Genomic DNA, 16944 nt, shown 5'->3' on the forward strand with positions numbered 1-16944 from the left:
TGCAACCCCCGCTTATTAGCCCCTTGAGGGTCCTATACGAAGATTAACAAAAACTTCCGGTCAAGCACGGCTCATCGCAAAGCTGGAGCATTTGCGATGAGCCGATACATGTAGGCTTTATTCCGCTGCCTGGATGAGCGTTTCGGGCTCCGGTTCTGCGCCCCTGCCTACGCTGACATAGGAGAAGCCCGCCGCTTCCGCGTCGGCGGCCCGGTAGATGTTGCGAAGATCGACAAGCCCCTCACCGCTCATCACGGATCGCAGGCGCGGCAGGTCGAGCGCACGGAGTGCGTCCCATTCGGTCACGATCACCACCGCCGCAGCGCCCTGGGCGGCCTCATAGGGATTGGCGCAGAAATCGACGCCGCGCAGCATCGATCGAGCGGCCTCCATTCCTTCCGGATCATAGGCGCGGACCTGGGCACCAGCATCCTGCAACGCCTGTATGATGGAGAGCGAGGGCGCGTCCCGCATGTCGTCCGTGTTCGGCTTGAAGGTTAGGCCCAGCACGCCGATCGTCTTGCCGCGAACGGAACCGTTGCACACAGCGACCACTTTGCGGGCCATGGCACGCTTGCGGCTTTCGTTGATCGCAACCGTTGTTTCGATGAGGCGGATCGGCGCGCCCGCGTCTTCAGCCGTTTTCACCAGCGCCAGCGTATCCTTCGGGAAGCAGGAGCCGCCATAGCCGGGACCAGCATGGAGGAACTTGCTGCCGATGCGGTTGTCGAGGCCGATGCCGCGCGCAACCTGCTGAACGTCCGCGCCGACATGTTCGCACAGTTCCGCGATCTCGTTGATGTAGGTGATCTTCATCGCGAGGAAGGCGTTCGCGGCATATTTGATAAGCTCGCTGGTGCGTCGGCCCGTGAACTGAATCGGTGCCTGGTTCAGATAAAGGGGGCGATAGACCTCCTCCATCACCGGGCGGGCGCGGTCATCCTCGATGCCGATGACGATGCGGTCAGGCCGCTTGAAATCCTGGATCGCCGCGCCTTCGCGTAGGAATTCAGGGTTGGAGGCGACGGCAAACTCCGCAGCCGGGTTGGCTTCGCGGATGATGCGATCCACTTCATCGCCTGTTCCGACGGGAACAGTCGATTTGGTGACGACGACCGTAAAGCCACGCAATGCGGACGCGATTTCGCGAGCGGCATCATAGACGTAGCTAAGGTCGGCGTGACCATCGCCCCGGCGCGCAGGCGTGCCAACGGCGATGAAGACGACGTCCGCCTCCGCCACCGAAGCCGCCAGGTCCGTGGTGAAGGTAAGGCGCCCTCCCTTCACATTGCGCGCGATCAGGTCGGCGAGCCCCGGTTCGTATATCGGCACGCCGCCGTCGCGTAGCACTTCGATCTTGGCTACGTCCTTGTCTACGCAGACGACATCATGCCCAAAGTCGGCAAGGCATGCGCCCGAAACCAGCCCAACATAGCCCGATCCGGTCATCACGATCCGCATCACCTATTCTCCTTAACAAGCGGCTCCCCCTTGCGCAGCGATCCGGAGAAAAAGGCGCAAAAAGCCGATCCCGCGAGCGCGGGACTGATGGGCTTAGCCTTTCGCCATGGATCGGATGCCCAAGCGTGAAGCCCGACATCCAAAAGCTGGAACCAGCCAGCTATTGATGCAGCGCAGCATAGCGTCTCGCACCGAGTTGATGCAACGCAACCTGCCGCTAAGCAGACACATATGGGCGTGGAACCAGCCAGTTGCTGGTAGGAAACCGCGTCAGATGCCGCCAGCGAAGACCGGCCAGCCGCCTTGCTCCAGTCGAGCGCTCAAATCGGCAATGCACTGCTCCAGCACTGCGGCCCGGGTTGAGCGGATGACGAAGTTTGCCCCCGTCCGGCCATCCCGGAAGAAGGGATAGCTGCCGATCTGGCAGCCTTCATGCGTGCGCTCCGTCGCGGCGAGAAGGTCGGCTATTTCGCTTTCAGCGACCCAGCAGCCAATCTGCGCCGACAGCAAGGGCTGCCCGCCCTCCAACGTGCCGGTCAGCATGTCGAGCATGCCAGCCGTGATGTGCGGCACGCCCGCCATGATGAAGATATTGCCATGGCGAATGCCAGGCGCGCCTGACATGCGGTTTTCGATAAGGTCTGAACCGGCGGGCACCCTGGCCATGCGCAACCGCGCATCGGTCAGCCCGCCCCGTGTTTCATAATAGCCCTGGAGCATGGCGCGGGCCTGCGGATGAATTTCGACATCGACCTTAAGGGCGCGGGCGATCGCATCGACAGTGATATCGTCGTGCGTCGGCCCGATGCCTCCGGTGGTGAACAGATAGTCGTGGCGCACCCGAAGCGCATTTACCGCTTCGACGATGGAGTCGCTGTCGTCCGCGATCACGCGTACTTCCCGCAGCCTGATCCCCTGTACATTCAGCCAGGACGCGATCTGCGCGATATTCTTGTCCTGGGTTCGGCCGGACAGAATCTCGTCTCCGATCACGATCAGCGCGGCGGTCCAGATACGTTCGGTTACGGGCATGAGGCTGGCCATAGCGTTTGACACGTCGGCTGCCTAGCCCGACGCGATCGGGGCCTCGCAATATCCTGCTGCCCCGCCTATAACCGGCACATGACCGAATATATGACGATGACGGCCGATGCGCCGATTTCGCGATCGACCGCGATCAAATTGTATGACGCCGCAGGTTTCGAAGGCATGCGCAAGGCGGGACGGCTCGCTGCCGAAATCCTTGATGCGCTGGTGCCACATGTGGTGCCGGGCGTGACCACGGGCGAACTGGACGACATCGTCCGGCGCATGACACTCGACGGCGGCGGCGTGCCAGCCACCCTTGGCTATCGCGGCTATACGCACAGCTGCTGCATCTCGCTGAACAATGTCATTTGTCATGGCATCCCCGGCGACATGAAGCTGAAGGATGGCGATATCCTGAATATCGACGTGACGCCGCTGGTCGATGGGTGGCATGGCGATACGAGCCGGATGTTCATAGTCGGCGAAACCAGCATCAAGGCACGGCGGCTGGTCGAAGTGACCTATGAATGCCTGATGCTGGGCATCGAGCAGGCAAAGCCCGGCAACCATCTGGGCGACATCGGCCATGCTATTCAAAAGCACGCCGAAAAACATCGCTATGGCGTGGTCCGCGATTTTTGCGGCCATGGTTTGGGCCGCGTTTTTCACGACAGTCCCGAAGTCGTCCATATCGGCCGACCGGGCGCGGGGCCGGAACTGCGCCCCGGCATGTTCTTCACCATCGAACCTATGATCAACATCGGAAAGCCCGGCGTGAAGATGCTGGAAGACGGATGGACCGCCGTCACGCGTGATCGCACGCTGTCCGCGCAGTTCGAACATAGCATCGGGATTACCGAAACTGGCTGCGAGATTTTCACGAAGAGCCCGGCCGGGCTCGACGCACCGCCCTATTGAGCTGAAAAACACTGCCTAAAAATCGGGCACAGTGGGACAATATTGCCCTGAAATCAGGCAATATGGACAAAGATTGCGGCATCGCCGAAAGCGTGGCGTAGCGATTCGCCGTTTGGCACGGTAATTGATTGTTGAAGGGCACGGCGCATGTCTCGGGGACATGAAGATCGTCGCTTTTAAATGATGAGGGCGAAGATTATTTCGCCATCGCGCGCGCGTTTGAGTTGGGATTAGAGTGATGAAAAAGATCGAGGCGATCATCAAGCCGTTCAAGCTCGACGAGGTGAAGGAAGCGCTGCACGAAGTGGGCGTGTCCGGCATCACGGTTACGGAGGCCAAGGGCTTTGGCCGTCAGAAGGGCCATACCGAACTGTATCGTGGCGCTGAATATGTCGTCGATTTCCTGCCCAAGGTGAAGCTGGAGGTGGTCGTGGACGACGCCTTGGCAGACCGCGTGGTGGAGGCGATCTCCGCCGCCGCGCAAACCGGGCGGATCGGCGACGGCAAGATCTTCATCTCGGCGATCGAAGGCGCGGTTCGAATCCGCACCGGCGAGCGGGACAGCGACGCTATCTGATCTCCACCAATTTTGATTTCGCGTCAGCTTCGTAAAGGAGCTGACGAACTGCAACATCCACTACCCCTTCGGGGGGGCAAATATGAAAGAAGGGCAAGCGCACATGGCCAACACGCCAAAAGACATCCTGAAGATGATCGAAGAGAAGGAGATCGAGTGGGTCGATCTGCGCTTCACCGATCCCAAGGGCAAGTGGCAGCACCTGACCATGGTGTCTTCGGTCCTGGGCGAAGATGAGCTGAACGAAGGCCTGATGTTCGACGGTTCGTCGATCGAAGGCTGGAAGGCGATCAACGAGTCGGACATGATCCTGAAGCCGGACCTCGACGCCGTCTATGTCGATCCCTTCAGCGCCACCCCGATGCTGATCCTGTTCTGCGACATCGTCGAGCCCGACACCGGCGAACTCTACGCCCGTGACCCGCGTTCGACCGCAAAGCGCGCGGAAGCCTTCGTCAAGTCGGCTGGTTTCGGCGACACCGTCTATGTCGGCCCGGAAGCCGAATTCTTCATGTTCGACGATGTCCGCTTCAACAACGACTATAACGAGTCCTTCTACAAGATCGACGACATCGAACTGCCGACCAATACCGGCCGCGAATATGAGGGCGGCAACCTTGCCCACCGTCCGCGCGCCAAGGGCGGCTACTTCCCTGTCGCTCCGGTCGATCCGGCCACCGACATTCGCGCCGAGATGGTCACCACCATGCTCGAAATGGGCCTGCCCTGCGACAAGCACCACCATGAAGTGGCCGCTGCCCAGCACGAACTCGGCCTGACCTTCGGTACGCTGGTCCAGACCGCCGACCGCATGCAGATCTATAAGTATGTCGTGCAGATGGTGGCCCAGGCCTATGGCAAGACCGCGACCTTCATGCCCAAGCCCATCGCGCAGGATAATGGTTCGGGCATGCACACTCACATGTCGATCTGGGACAGCGGCAAGCCGCTGTTCGCGGGCGAAGGCTATGCTGGCCTGAGCGACATGTGCCTCTACTTCATCGGCGGCGTCATCAAGCACGCGAAGGCGCTGAACGCCTTCACCAACCCGACCACCAATAGCTACAAGCGTCTGGTGCCGGGCTTCGAAGCGCCGGTTCTGCTGGCCTATTCGGCGCGCAACCGCTCAGCCTCCTGCCGTATTCCGTACGGCGCGGGTTCGAAGGCAAAGCGCGTTGAGTTCCGCTTCCCCGACGCGATGGCGAACCCCTATCTCTGCTACGCAGCGCTGCTGATGGCTGGTCTGGACGGCATCGAGAACAAGATCCATCCGGGTTCCGCGATGGACAAGAACCTCTATGACCTGCCGCCGGAAGAACTGAGCCAGGTGCCGACCGTCTGCGGTTCGCTGCGTGAAGCGCTGAACAGCCTGGAAGCCGACTATGAGTTCCTGCTGAAGGGTGACGTGTTCACCAAGGACCAGATCGAAGCCTATATCGAGCTGAAGTGGCCCGAAGTGTACCGCTGGGAAATGGCTCCCTCGCCGGTCGAATTCGACATGTACTACAGCTCCTGATTTTTTCGGGTTGCCGTCAAGAAAGAAGCTCGGTCACGCAAGTGGCCGGGCTTTTTCCTTTGGTAGGTCCAACGAAATCAGAAACATTTGCGCAACCTGATAGCCATGATGAGTAAGCCTTCATTGATGATTGCCGCGCCGTCCATGTGGGATATCAACGTACCCAAAAATGGAGGCAGGCCGTGACCAACATGCAACCGTCGGCGGGTATCCCCACGCTTAGATCCATGGGCCTGCATCGCCATCGCTTCTTACGGCGTGCGGCTTTCGCGATCCTGCCGCGGCTCGCGTCCCGAGATATAACCATCTCTCATCATTGGGTCGACGGCGCGAAACTGCGCCTCAATCTGTTTCGTCACCGTGGCTACTGGTATCACGGCCGGGGCCGCGAAAGTGGTGTGATGTCCAGCCTTGCGCGGCTCATCCAGCCTGGTGACACCGTGATCGAAGCTGGCGCCCACATCGGATATATCAGCATTTACCTGGCGAAGTTGACCGGTCATGACGGCAAGGTCTTCGTCTTCGAGCCCAGCCGCGACAATCTCCGCTATCTGACCGCCAACGTGGCGTCATTCCCGCAGGTGGAAATCATCCCGGAAGCTGTCGGGGATACGGTAGGACAGGCGTCATTCTACGTCGAAAATCTGTCGGGCCAGAACTCGTCCCTGATCCAGGATTATGAAAATCTAGAAAAGAATAACCAGAACGCCTTTTCAAACCAGCATTACAACCAGATGCAAGTGAATGTGACCACCATCGACAGCTTCGTGGCGTCGAGGATGATCAGGCCCGACTTCCTGAAAATCGATATCGAGGGCGCGGAACTGATGGCGTTGAGCGGCATGACCGAATGCCTGGCCCGCGATCGGCCCAAGTTGATGGTGGAAGTGACCAATCAGGAAGACGCCGTGATGCAGCTGATGGCGGCAGCGGGTTACAAGGCGTTCGATAACCGCCTGAAGCCCTTCGGCCCGGATGCAGACCAAGGACCGAACCGCTTCTTCATACCCGAAGAACAGTCGGGAAGTATCCGCACCTAAACAGGCGGCGCCGGATCAGGACAGCTTCATCCAGGGATAGAGGCCCCGAAGAGCAGCACGGGCTCTCCGGCAGGGGATAGCGCGACCTCCCCTCCCGCGCTCGTCACCAGGCTGCGGATCATCCACGCAGCTGCTGTGCGTGACGCGAGGCTGTCTTCCGGGAGCGTTCCTGCCAGAGCGGCGCGAAGATCGGGATCGAGCACCAGCTTGGGACCTTCGGCACGAACCACGATTTCCGTAACGCCAGGCCGCTTTTCAGCGCCGATGTCCAGTTGGCCACCGCGCACCAGTGCGTCGCCCGCGATGAGGGCAAGGTTCAGCAACACCTTTACCGGCAGCTTGTCGAGCATGTCGTCATCGACAAGCCAGCCGACCTTGACCCGGCCCGCCGCGAACATGCCCTCAATCGCCACGCGGGCTTCGTGCGTGGGCACCGCGTCACCGAAGCCACCCGCCGACCCGAAGGCAAGCCGGAAGAATTTCAGCTTATTGGCCGAAGTTTTCGCGCTGTCGGCCAGAAGATCGAGGCAACGCTGGCGCATTTCCGGGTCGGTTTCATCCGCCATCAACTCCAGACCGTTGTTTAGGGCGCCGACCGGGCTCAGCAGATCATGGCACAGGCGCGAACAAAGCAAGCTGGCAAATTCGATGCTGTCGGTCGGGTTGGTCATGAGGGGTTCTGCCGCCGGAAATAACTGAAAGGAATGACAGGCTAATGCGCTGCCGGGCCAGATGATGCAACCCCGGCCTGCCGCCTTTGCCTCACATGATATCGAGCAACGCCTCGGAAAATGTCACCTTTTCCGAACTCCCCATGCTTGCGATCCAAAGCCGCACTTCTCCCCGGCCGACGATAAGCCACAGGCTGCCGTCGGGGGCCGCATAGGCCGCGTCCGTGGCCGACGGTTCAGGGCAACCTCCAGGGTGCGAGTGATAATGGCCCATCACGGCTGGTCCACCCGCCCTCGCGGCCTTGTGAGCGGCAAGGAGCGCCGCTGGATCAAGTTCGAAATGCCGTGCCGGATCAGGCGCGACATTTGCTGCCGGGCGCGCTCGCGTGATGCAGCCGGAATGCCCCAGCAGCAACCCGCAGACTTCGTCAGCGCTGCTGGCCGCGTGAGACATGATCTGTTCCAGCAGCAATCTTGAAATGCGGACCATCATTCTTACATGCTTAACCAATGGGTTCGGGGGATTCTATCATCGAGACGACGATAGGCGAAGCGCAGCATGGCCTTCGCCTGGACAAGGCGCTTGCCGAACTGGTTCCGGAACTTTCACGCGAACGATTGAAGAGCCTGATCGTCGATGGTCAAGTGACACTCGCGGGAAGAACGCTGAGCCCGTCGGCGAAGGTAGCCGATGGTCAGACTTTTAAGATCAGCATTCCAACGCCCGCCGATGCCGAAGCGATCGCCCAGGATATTCCGCTGACCATCGTGCATGAGGATGCCCACCTGATCGTCGTCGACAAGCCAGCGGGTCTGGTGGTCCACCCGGCGGCTGGCAATCTGGACGGGACGCTGGTCAACGCACTGCTGCATCATTGTCGCGGGCAATTATCCGGCATTGGCGGTGTGGCTCGGCCCGGCATCGTCCATCGGATCGACAAGGACACGTCCGGCCTTCTGGTCGTGGCGAAGTCCGACCGGGCGCATGAGGGGCTGGCACAGCAGTTCAAGGCGCACAGTATCGACCGACTATATGCGGCGATCGTCTACGGGCATCCCCAACCTGCGGCCGGAACGATCGACACATGGATCGGAAGATCGGATTCGGATCGCAAGAAAATGGCGGTTCATCGCGAAGGACGTGGCAAGCATGCCGTCACCCATTATCGTACGATAGAACGCCTGCCCGGCGCCGCATTGGTGGAATGCAAGCTAGAAACCGGACGGACCCATCAGGTGCGCGTTCATATGGCACATCTGGGTCACCCCTTGATCGGCGATCCGGTTTACAGTAGAGAGAGAAAAGGTTTCAAAACGATACTGGAAACGATGCGTTTCAGAAGGCAGGCATTGCACGCGAAACAGCTGGGGTTCATACATCCGGTGACGGGGCAAAAACTCAGCTTTGACAGCGCACTGCCTGCCGACATGCAGGAACTGTTAAGCGAGCTCCACGTATAGTTTTTGACAAGTTTGCGACGGCGCATCGGACGCCTCTTCTGGGTCCCGCCGCGCACGAAAGGGAAAGGTGAAGCGACATGGCTGCAAAAAGCAATGTCCCCGCGGTTCCAGCGCTGGGCGGTGAAGCCAGCCTCAACCGCTATCTGTCGGAAATCCGCAAGTTTCCGCTTCTGACGCCCGAGCAGGAATATATGCTCGCCAAGCGTTACGCGGAACATCAGGATCCGGAGGCAGCGGCGCAACTGGTGACGTCCCACCTGCGCCTAGTGGCGAAGATCGCCATGGGTTATCGCGGCTATGGCCTGCCGGTCAGCGAGCTGATCAGCGAAGGCAATATCGGCCTGATGCAGGGCGTGAAGAAGTTTGAGCCGGAACGCGGTTTCCGCCTGGCTACTTACGCCATGTGGTGGATTCGCGCGTCGATCCAGGAATTCATTCTTCGCAGCTGGTCGCTGGTGAAGATGGGCACCACCGCGGCGCAAAAGAAGCTGTTCTTCAACCTTCGCCGGATGAAGAACAACATCGAAGCGTTCGAGGATGGCGACCTGCATCCCGACGACGTCAAGAAGATCGCTACCGACCTGGGCGTGACCGAGGAAGACGTGGTCTCCATGAACCGTCGCATGGCGATGGGCGGCGACACGTCGCTCAACGTGCCGATGCGCGAGGATGGCGAGGGGCAATGGCAGGATTGGCTCGCTGACACCGACCCGTTGCAGGACGAGCTGGTCGCGGATGAGCAGGAAAAGACGCTGCGTCACGATATGCTGGTCGAGGCGATGGACGATCTGAATGATCGTGAAAAGCATATCCTTGCCGAGCGGCGTCTGGCCGAAGAGCCCAAGACGCTGGAAGAACTGAGCCAGGTTTATGGCGTGTCGCGCGAGCGTGTTCGCCAGATCGAGGTGCGCGCGTTTGAGAAGCTGCAAAAGGCCATGATGCGGATTGCCGGCGACAGGCTGGGCAAGATGCGGCTGGCACTGGCCTGACGCTGATTACCATGAGGTAGGAAGCCCCGGAGTGATCCGGGGCTTTTTTTGTGGCGTTAGCAGCGACCGAATTATGGCGGATTGGCTCGGCGGTGCGTGCCAACTTGAATGCTCGACGGATCGCGCTACGAACGAGCAAATGAGTGCCTCCATCGCCGCTTCGTCTCGCCGCCGCTTCCGTTGGGCCGGCTTCGCCATCCGGATATTGGGCGGCTTTGTCGCGCTCTCATTGCTGTTGGTACTGCTCTATCGCTTCGTACCGCCCCCTGTGACGTTGACGATGCTGGCCGATCCGAATGGCATCACCAAGGATTGGGTAAGCCTGGACGATATTGATCCGAACATGGCACGCGCGGCCATTGCGGGCGAAGACAGCCGCTTTTGCAGTCATCATGGTTTCGACGCGGTCGCGATCGCGCAAGCCCTCCGTCACAATGTCAGTGGCGGACGGATTCGCGGCGGATCGACTATCAGCCAACAGACCGCGAAGAACGTGTTCCTGTTTCAGGGTGGCGGCTTCATCCGAAAGGGGTTTGAAGCCTGGTTTACTGTCTTGATCGAGGCGATTTGGGGCAAGCGGCGGATCATGGAGGTGTATCTGAACGTCGCGGAGACGGGGATTGGGACTTATGGCGTGCAGGCCGGTGCCATCCGCTATTTCCACCATGGGGCGGGCAAGCTGACGCGCGGGGAAGCGGCCCGTCTTGCTGCCGTGCTGCCATTGCCCAAGAAAAGGGGCGCGATTGCGCCGCAAGGCTTTACCCGGCGATATGGCAACAGCATCACAAGCCGGATCGGGGTGGTGCAGCGGGATGGTTTGGATAGTTGCGTGCGGTGAATGAGGGCGTCGTGCTTGGGTGGCCGGTTTCATGGAAAACTGGCGAGAAAGTAGTCATCCCGCTAGCATGGGCCATGGATATAAGAACTGCTCAGCCGGAAGATTACGAAACTATAGCCGCCATCTGGTATGAAAGCGCCAGTCAAATGGACGGGGGCGCACCTATCCTCGATCATCCAAATACTCTAGTCGAGCGGATAATCAGCAGCCTCGCAAATGGATGGAGCTTGAAGGTTGCCGTCGTGGATAGGAAAATTGTTGGCCTTCTTGCGACCATTCCAAAAGATAACGTTCTGGATCAGCTTTTTGTTACGCCCGAGGCGCAGCGCCAAGGTATAGGAGCAGCATTGCTTGACGAAGCGAAGCGTCAACTTCCTATGGGGTTCATGCTACGCACTCCCGCCACCAACCTTGCGGCGCATCGCTTCTACGAGCAGCATGGCCTATTTGCCATTGAGGATGCGGCACACCCAGTAACGGGCACGCCGGTTCGTCATTTCGGATGGCAGCAATAGCTTATCGGAGTTGATCGCGGGCATTCTGATCTCCTCCCGCAAGTGCGAGGGCTCGAGGTGCGTCGTGCAACAGTTGAGTAAGCAGATCATGGTTAACGCCTCTGAGAGGGCAATCGCTCTAATGGCGTTAGCAAAATCGACAGCTTAAACTTGCAGGCCATTAGAATGACCAAGTCCCGCATTCGCCCATGGCAGGGTGCTGTCGTCGCTATCCTAGCAATCACAGGTTCGATTTGCCTTTACACAGGCTTCTGGCCTGGCTGGATGTTTGCTGATTGGACCAGCATCAAGGCAGTGCCGTTCCCTGTGAGGGCAAACATGGAGATAGCCTCGCGGTGGTATCCGTTAAAGCGGAGCGCGGTATCTGTGTTGTGCGGACCTGACGGGCCTCACCTCATGTTGAGGAGCAGGCTTCCCATGCCGAGCTTCATTCGTGAAGACATGCGGCCTGCGACAGCGTTCACCTCTCACACAGAGATTATCCTCGATTGGCAACGGGTTCATGGCGGTATCAGTGTTCATTCTTTTAAGACGAAGTCAGCAATCGTGGGGTTGGCATCCATCGACACTGTGGTCAGCCAGCCGTTAACGACAAACGATCAAGCCACCCTAATGGACTGGCTTCGCCGTGGAGCGCCTCAAGGGCTGACATATGCTGTCTTTGAGAGTGGTGTTGGCAAACACAAAGCAGTGACAAACGCTGGAACCGTCTCAGCGTTCTTTCAAAAATGTGGGATTACGAGGTAAAAGCGACCAGCGTGCACCCTACAAACCGAAATCCACGGATTCCCGCAGGTTTTAACGCGTTGTCTCCTGTAACGCACTAGTAAGCGTTCAAGCTCGTCACGCTCGTGCCCACCCCTCTCGTCTACGGGGGGGGGATGCCTTGTAATGGTAATCAGCCCGACACCCCATGCAGCGAATGCCTTGGAACGGCCAACGCCCGCCCTGCTTCCCAATCACCAAAAAAGCCCCGCTGGAACAATCCAGGGGGGCTTTTGAACGCCTAAGAAAACGCCGCGATCAGGCGGCGTCTTCGGCGCGTTTGTCCTTTTCGCTGAAGACGCGAATCGGTTCCTTGGTTCCAGCCACGACATCCTTGTCGACGACGACCTCGCCCACGCCTTCCATCGATGGGAGATCGAACATCGTGTCCAGCAGGATCGATTCCAGGATCGATCGCAAACCGCGCGCGCCAGTCTTCCGTTCGATCGCCTTCTTGGCGATCGCCGTAAGGGCATCGTCGGTGAAGCTCAGTTCGACATTTTCCATGTCGAACAGCTTGCCATATTGCTTCACCAACGCATTCTTCGGTTCGACCAGGATTTTGACCAATGCGGTCACGTCCAGATCCTCCAGCGTCGCGATCACCGGCAGACGGCCGACGAACTCGGGAATTAGGCCGAATTTCAGCAGATCTTCCGGCTCAGACTGACGCAGCAGTTCGCCGGTCTTGCGCTCTTCGGGCGCCGCTACATGGGCGCCGAAGCCGATCGACTTGGCTTCCAGACGGTCGCCAATGATCCGCTCCAGCCCAGCAAAGGCGCCGCCGCAAATGAACAGGATGTTGGTCGTATCGACCTGAAGGAATTCCTGCTGCGGATGCTTGCGTCCGCCCTGCGGGGGAACCGAAGCCGTAGTGCCTTCCATCAGCTTCAGCAGCGCCTGCTGCACGCCCTCGCCCGATACGTCGCGGGTGATCGAGGGGTTTTCAGCCTTGCGGCTAATCTTGTCGATTTCGTCGATATAGACGATGCCGCGCTGGGCTTTTTCGACATTATAGTCCGACGCCTGCAACAGCTTGAGGATGATGTTTTCCACATCCTCACCAACATAGCCCGCCTCGGTCAGGGTCGTGGCGTCGGCCATGGTGAAGGGCACGTCGAACGTCTTGGCCAGCGTTTGTGCTAGCAGCGTCTTGCCGCAGCCGGTGGGGCCGACGAGCAGAATGTTCGATTTGGCGAGTTCGACCTCACCCGGCTTCGTGCCGTGGTTCAAGCGCTTGTAATGGTTGTGGACGGCGACCGACAGGACACGCTTCGCCCGGTTCTGGCCGATCACATAATCGTCCAGCACATCGCAGATTTCCTGCGGGGTCGGCACGCCGCCATCCTTCTTGCCGACGAGACCGCCCTTGGTCTCCTCGCGGATGATGTCGTTGCACAGTTCCACGCACTCGTCGCAGATGAAGACGGTCGGCCCCGCGATCAGCTTACGCACCTCATGCTGCGACTTGCCGCAGAAGGAGCAGTAAAGCGTGCTTTTGGAATCGGAGCCTGTAAGCTTAGTCATTCGCCAATCTTTCCTCCCTGCCCCAAGCGAAAAGCCGCGACGGCGAGGGATATTCTGGTCCTAGGATCATCCTAGACCGCGTCACGCCGATTTCACAAGGGGAGAAAACGGCGCGCGCGATTAAGATCCATGTTAGCTGTCAGTCGTTTCGGGTGCGGCTGGACGGCGATCAAATACCTCGTCCACCAGCCCGAACGCCTTCGCCTCATCGGCCTCAAGGAAGGTATCGCGGTCCATCGCGCGCTCAACCTCGTCCAGCGACTTGCCGGTGTATTGCACATACAGGTCATTGAGACGGCGGCGAATCCGGAGGATTTCCTTCGCCTGGATTTCGATGTCCGAAGCCATGCCCTGGGCGCCGCCGGACGGCTGATGCACCATGATCCGTGCGTTTGACAGCGCGATGCGCTTGCCCGGCTCACCTGCTGCCAGCAAGAAGCTGCCCATGGATGCTGCCTGACCGATGCAGACGGTGCCGACCTGGGGGCGGATATATTTCATCGTGTCATGGATGGCCATGCCCGCCGTCACCACGCCGCCGGGGGAATTGATGTACATCCAGATGTCCTTCTTCGGATTTTCCGACTCGAGGAACAGGAGCTGAGCGACGATGAGCGAGGCCATATGATCCTCAACCTGACCGGTCACGAAGATGATCCGTTCACGCAGCAGGCGGGAGAAAATGTCAAAACTGCGTTCGCCGCGATTGGATTGTTCGATGACGATAGGAACAAGCGCGGCCATGGGATCAGACATGATATTGGTCATTTTGCTCTTTCAGGGTGATTTTTGCCCGCTCTCTACATCGGCACAAAAGCGGGCAGGTTCAAGGGGTCCTGTGATCGCCGGTCGCGAGTTCAGCGGCGCGGTTCGAAATCGGAAGGCGCACGGAATGCCAGATAAGCAAGGCGCCGCACTTCCCGGCGTCCGCGCACTACGGTGTCGAGGATCAGCCCACACATGCCCGATAGCGTGGCGAGTATCATGAGCCCCGTGACGAGGATCGCGGTCGGAAAGCGTGGCACAAGCCCGGTATCGAGATAGGTAAGGATCAACGGCGTCGCCAGAATGACGGCGGCGGCCGCCAGCAACGCGGCGATGATGCCGAAGAAAAGGATCGGCTTCTCGATCCGGTAGAGCGTGAAGATCGTTCGCAGGATGCGCCACCCGTCGCGATAGGTCGACAGCTTGCTGACCGAACCTTCCAACCGGGCGCCATAGGCAGTCATGATTTCGGAAACCGGCATCGCCAGTTCCAGCGCATGAACGCTGATTTCCGTTTCGATCTCGAAGCCTGCGGACAGGACCGGGAAGCTCTTGACGAAACGGCGTGAAAAGCCGCGATAGCCCGACAATATATCGGTGAAGCTACGGCCGAAAAGTTGCTTGAGCAGGCTGGTGAGCGCCCAATTTCCGAAGCGATGGCCACGGCGATAGGCTTCTTCCACCTCGCTCTTGCGTGCGCCAACGACCATGTCGAGATTATCTTCCAACATGGCGGCCACGAGACTGGGCGCGGCGGCGGCATCATAGGTCGCATCACCGTCGGCCATGACGTAAATGTCAGCATCCACATCGGCGAACATGCGGCGCACGACATGGCCCTTGCCCTGCTGTGTCACGCGGCGAACGATCGCGCCAGCGCCAGCGGCGAGTTCAGCGCTGCCGTCGCTGCTGTTATTATCAAAGACGTAGATGTCGGCGGTGGGCAGTGACCGGCGAAAATCCTGCACCGTCTTCACGATCGCGCCCGCTTCATTATAGCAGGGCAGGATTACGGCAATGCGCGGACCTGCCGCCCCCTGCCCGCTTGCCACTGCCGGAAATTCCTTCATCTGCCCCAAACCTCACCCGAACTTATCGCGGCATGACGTGCCGGGATTAACATTTCGTCTGCCATGCCGAGTGCTAAATGAAAAGCGCCCGTCTTCCATCTGGAGACGGACGCTTTTCATGTTTTGGTAGTGGCCCGGCGCACATCAGCGCTCAGCCGGGCAACCCCAATCCTTATTCAGCCTTGGCAGCAGCCTTCTTGGCCGGAGCCTTCTTGGCCTTGGGCTTTTCGTCAGCGGCAGCTTCTTCAGCCACGGCCTCGTCCTTCTTGGCGGCAGCCTTCTTGGCCGGAGCCTTTTTCGCCGGAGCTTCATCGGCCGCAGGCGCGGCTTCGTCAACGTCCGCAGACTTCTTCTTGGGAGCAGCCTTCTTCGCCTTGGGCTTTTCGTCATGATCATGATGATCATGGCCGCAACCCGGGCCGTGCACGTGGGGCTTCAGATCGCCATCTTCTGCTTCGATCGCGGCTTCCAACTCTTCGCGGCTGACGGCGCGATCGGTGACTTCGGCCTTGCCGAACAGGAAGTCTACGACCTTGTCTTCATAAAGCGGCGCGCGGAGTTGAGCGGCGGCCATCGGGTCCTGGCGGACATATTGAACGAACCGCTCACGATCCTGTGGGCCGTACTGCTGAGCCGCCTGCATGATCAGGCGGTTCATTTCCTGATCGGAAACCGCCACGCCATTTGCCTGACCGATTTCGGACAGGAGGAGACCAAGGCGAACGCGGCGAACGGCGATCGCGCGATAGTCTTCCTTCTCGGCTTCCATTTCCTTCAGAGCAGCTTCCGGGTCCGCCTCATGGCTGGCTTCGTGCTGAAGCTGCGCCCAGATTTGTTCGAACTCGGCTTCCACCATGCTTGGCGGCACGTCGAAATCATGGGCAGCGGCAAGCTGATCGAGCAGCTTGCGCTTCATGTGCGTCCGGGTGAGGCCATTATGTTCCTGCTCGATCTGGCCCTTCAGCAGCTCCTTGAGCTTGTCGAGACCTTCCAGACCCAGCGACTTGGCGAAATCATCGTCCAGCTTGGGCTTGTCGGCGTTCAGGATCGCCTTGACCGTGATGTCGAAGGTGGCTTCCTTGCCAGCGAGATGGGCCGCGCCATAATCCTCCGGGAAGGGGACGGTGATGGTCTTCTCGTCGCCTTTCTTGACGCCGGTCAGCTGCTCTTCGAAGCCGGGGATGAACTGGCCCGAGCCGATCTTGAGCTTCACATCTTCGGCCGAACCACCTTCGAAGGGTTCGCCGTCGATTTTGCCGACGAAGTCGATGGTCAGCGTGTCGCCATCCTTCGCCTTGTGCGAAGCGGCATGCTCTTCCAGCGCGCCCTGCTGGGTCGCGATGCGGCCAGCGGCTTCATCAACCTGCGAATCAGCGACTTCGACGGTCAGACGCTCCAGCTTCAGACCTTCGATGCTGGGCGCGGCGATTTCAGGAAGCACTTCCAGCGCGACCTTCACCTCGGCGTCCTTACCGAATTCAAAGCCTTCGTCCAGCTCCACGGAAGGCTGCATCGCCGGACGCAGCTCGTTGTCCGCGATCAGCTTTTGAATGCCTTCCTGGATCGAATTGTTAAGGGCGTCGCGCTGAAGCGATTCACCATGCATTTTCTTGACGAGGTTGGCAGGCACCTTGCCAGGGCGGAAGCCGGGCATACGAACCTGCGGTGCGATCGCCGCCACTTCCTTTTCCACGCGGGCGTCGATGTCCTTCGACGTGATGGTCACGGTGTAGGCGCGCTTCAGGCCCTCGTTCAACGTCTCGACAGTCTGCATCTCTTCTCTCAAACGCTTTCTTCAGCTG

Annotated in this window: 16 protein-coding genes; 8 read left to right on the plus strand and 8 right to left on the minus strand. The window is 59.5% G+C overall.

Annotated elements, in window-relative coordinates; all coding sequences use genetic code 11:
• Nucleotides 1-117: 117 nt before the first annotated feature.
• Together ACYU81_RS00885 and ACYU81_RS00890 are read right to left on the minus strand one after the other, a co-directional pair.
• Nucleotides 118-1461 (minus strand): UDP-glucose dehydrogenase family protein, encoded by a 1344-nt coding sequence (locus tag ACYU81_RS00885; protein ID WP_449473046.1) that lies wholly within the window; start codon nt 1459-1461, stop codon nt 118-120.
• A 270-nt stretch (nt 1462-1731) separates the two neighbouring features.
• On the minus strand, nt 1732-2493 hold the full coding sequence (locus ACYU81_RS00890; protein WP_460988080.1) for a competence/damage-inducible protein A: 762 nt from the start codon (nt 2491-2493) through the stop codon (nt 1732-1734).
• 90 nt (nt 2494-2583) lie between these two features.
• On the opposite strand from ACYU81_RS00890, the gene map reads away from it, so the two are divergent.
• The 4 genes from map (at nt 2584) to ACYU81_RS00910 (ending at nt 6541) form a co-directional block, all read left to right on the plus strand.
• Nucleotides 2584-3408 carry a type I methionyl aminopeptidase gene (gene map, locus ACYU81_RS00895; protein ID WP_460985956.1) on the plus strand — a complete coding sequence of 275 codons (825 nt, stop codon included), beginning with the start codon at nt 2584-2586 and terminating at the stop codon, nt 3406-3408.
• Nucleotides 3409-3646: 238 nt separating this feature from the next.
• Entirely contained in the window at nt 3647-3985 is a 339-nt protein-coding gene (locus tag ACYU81_RS00900) for a P-II family nitrogen regulator (RefSeq protein WP_196225956.1), read from the plus strand.
• Between the two features lie 103 nt (nt 3986-4088).
• Nucleotides 4089-5501 carry a type I glutamate--ammonia ligase gene (gene glnA / locus ACYU81_RS00905; RefSeq protein WP_460985957.1) on the plus strand — a complete coding sequence of 471 codons (1413 nt, stop codon included), beginning with the start codon at nt 4089-4091 and terminating at the stop codon, nt 5499-5501.
• Nucleotides 5502-5692: 191 nt separating this feature from the next.
• On the plus strand, nt 5693-6541 hold the full coding sequence (locus ACYU81_RS00910; RefSeq protein ID WP_460988081.1) for an FkbM family methyltransferase: 849 nt from the start codon (nt 5693-5695) through the stop codon (nt 6539-6541).
• Between the two features lie 26 nt (nt 6542-6567).
• Here the strand turns inward: ACYU81_RS00910 and ACYU81_RS00915 are convergent, their stop codons facing one another.
• Entirely contained in the window at nt 6568-7212 is a 645-nt protein-coding gene (locus ACYU81_RS00915) for a histidine phosphotransferase family protein (protein ID WP_196225954.1), read from the minus strand.
• A gap of 91 nt (nt 7213-7303) precedes the next feature.
• Nucleotides 7304-7705, minus strand: coding sequence for a M67 family metallopeptidase (locus tag ACYU81_RS00920; protein WP_460985958.1), 402 nt, complete (start codon nt 7703-7705; stop codon nt 7304-7306).
• 17 nt (nt 7706-7722) lie between these two features.
• Between ACYU81_RS00920 and ACYU81_RS00925 the strand changes: the two genes are divergently transcribed.
• The 4 genes from ACYU81_RS00925 (at nt 7723) to ACYU81_RS00940 (ending at nt 11015) form a co-directional block, all read left to right on the plus strand.
• Nucleotides 7723-8673 carry an RluA family pseudouridine synthase gene (locus ACYU81_RS00925; protein ID WP_460985959.1) on the plus strand — a complete coding sequence of 317 codons (951 nt, stop codon included), beginning with the start codon at nt 7723-7725 and terminating at the stop codon, nt 8671-8673.
• A 77-nt stretch (nt 8674-8750) separates the two neighbouring features.
• Nucleotides 8751-9662: an RNA polymerase sigma factor RpoH gene (gene rpoH / locus ACYU81_RS00930; RefSeq protein WP_196225951.1), complete on the plus strand. Its 912-nt coding sequence runs from the start codon at nt 8751-8753 to the stop codon at nt 9660-9662.
• Nucleotides 9663-9801: 139 nt separating this feature from the next.
• Nucleotides 9802-10500, plus strand: a complete 699-nt coding sequence (gene mtgA, locus ACYU81_RS00935) for a monofunctional biosynthetic peptidoglycan transglycosylase (protein WP_460985960.1) — start codon at nt 9802-9804, stop codon at nt 10498-10500.
• A complete protein-coding gene (locus ACYU81_RS00940; protein WP_460988082.1) occupies nt 10497-11015 on the plus strand; it encodes a GNAT family N-acetyltransferase in 519 nt (172 codons plus the stop codon). The genes mtgA and ACYU81_RS00940 overlap by 4 nt, the downstream gene beginning before the upstream one ends.
• Before the next feature lie 1023 nt (nt 11016-12038).
• Here the strand turns inward: ACYU81_RS00940 and clpX are convergent.
• The 4 genes from clpX to tig all read right to left on the minus strand — a co-directional run bounded on the left by clpX (nt 12039) and on the right by tig (nt 16916).
• On the minus strand, nt 12039-13307 hold the full coding sequence (clpX, locus tag ACYU81_RS00945; protein WP_066523548.1) for an ATP-dependent Clp protease ATP-binding subunit ClpX: 1269 nt from the start codon (nt 13305-13307) through the stop codon (nt 12039-12041).
• 132 nt (nt 13308-13439) lie between these two features.
• The gene (gene clpP, locus ACYU81_RS00950) at nt 13440-14075 is read right to left on the minus strand and encodes an ATP-dependent Clp endopeptidase proteolytic subunit ClpP (RefSeq protein WP_449473060.1); all 636 of its coding nucleotides are present in this window, start codon (nt 14073-14075) and stop codon (nt 13440-13442) included.
• Nucleotides 14076-14164: 89 nt separating this feature from the next.
• A complete protein-coding gene (locus ACYU81_RS00955) occupies nt 14165-15142 on the minus strand; it encodes a glycosyltransferase family 2 protein (protein ID WP_460985961.1) in 978 nt (325 codons plus the stop codon).
• Between the two features lie 172 nt (nt 15143-15314).
• A complete protein-coding gene (gene tig / locus ACYU81_RS00960) occupies nt 15315-16916 on the minus strand; it encodes a trigger factor (protein WP_460985962.1) in 1602 nt (533 codons plus the stop codon).
• Nucleotides 16917-16944: the final 28 nt, after the last annotated feature.

This window comes from Sphingobium sp. TomTYG75 (assembly GCF_054771635.1).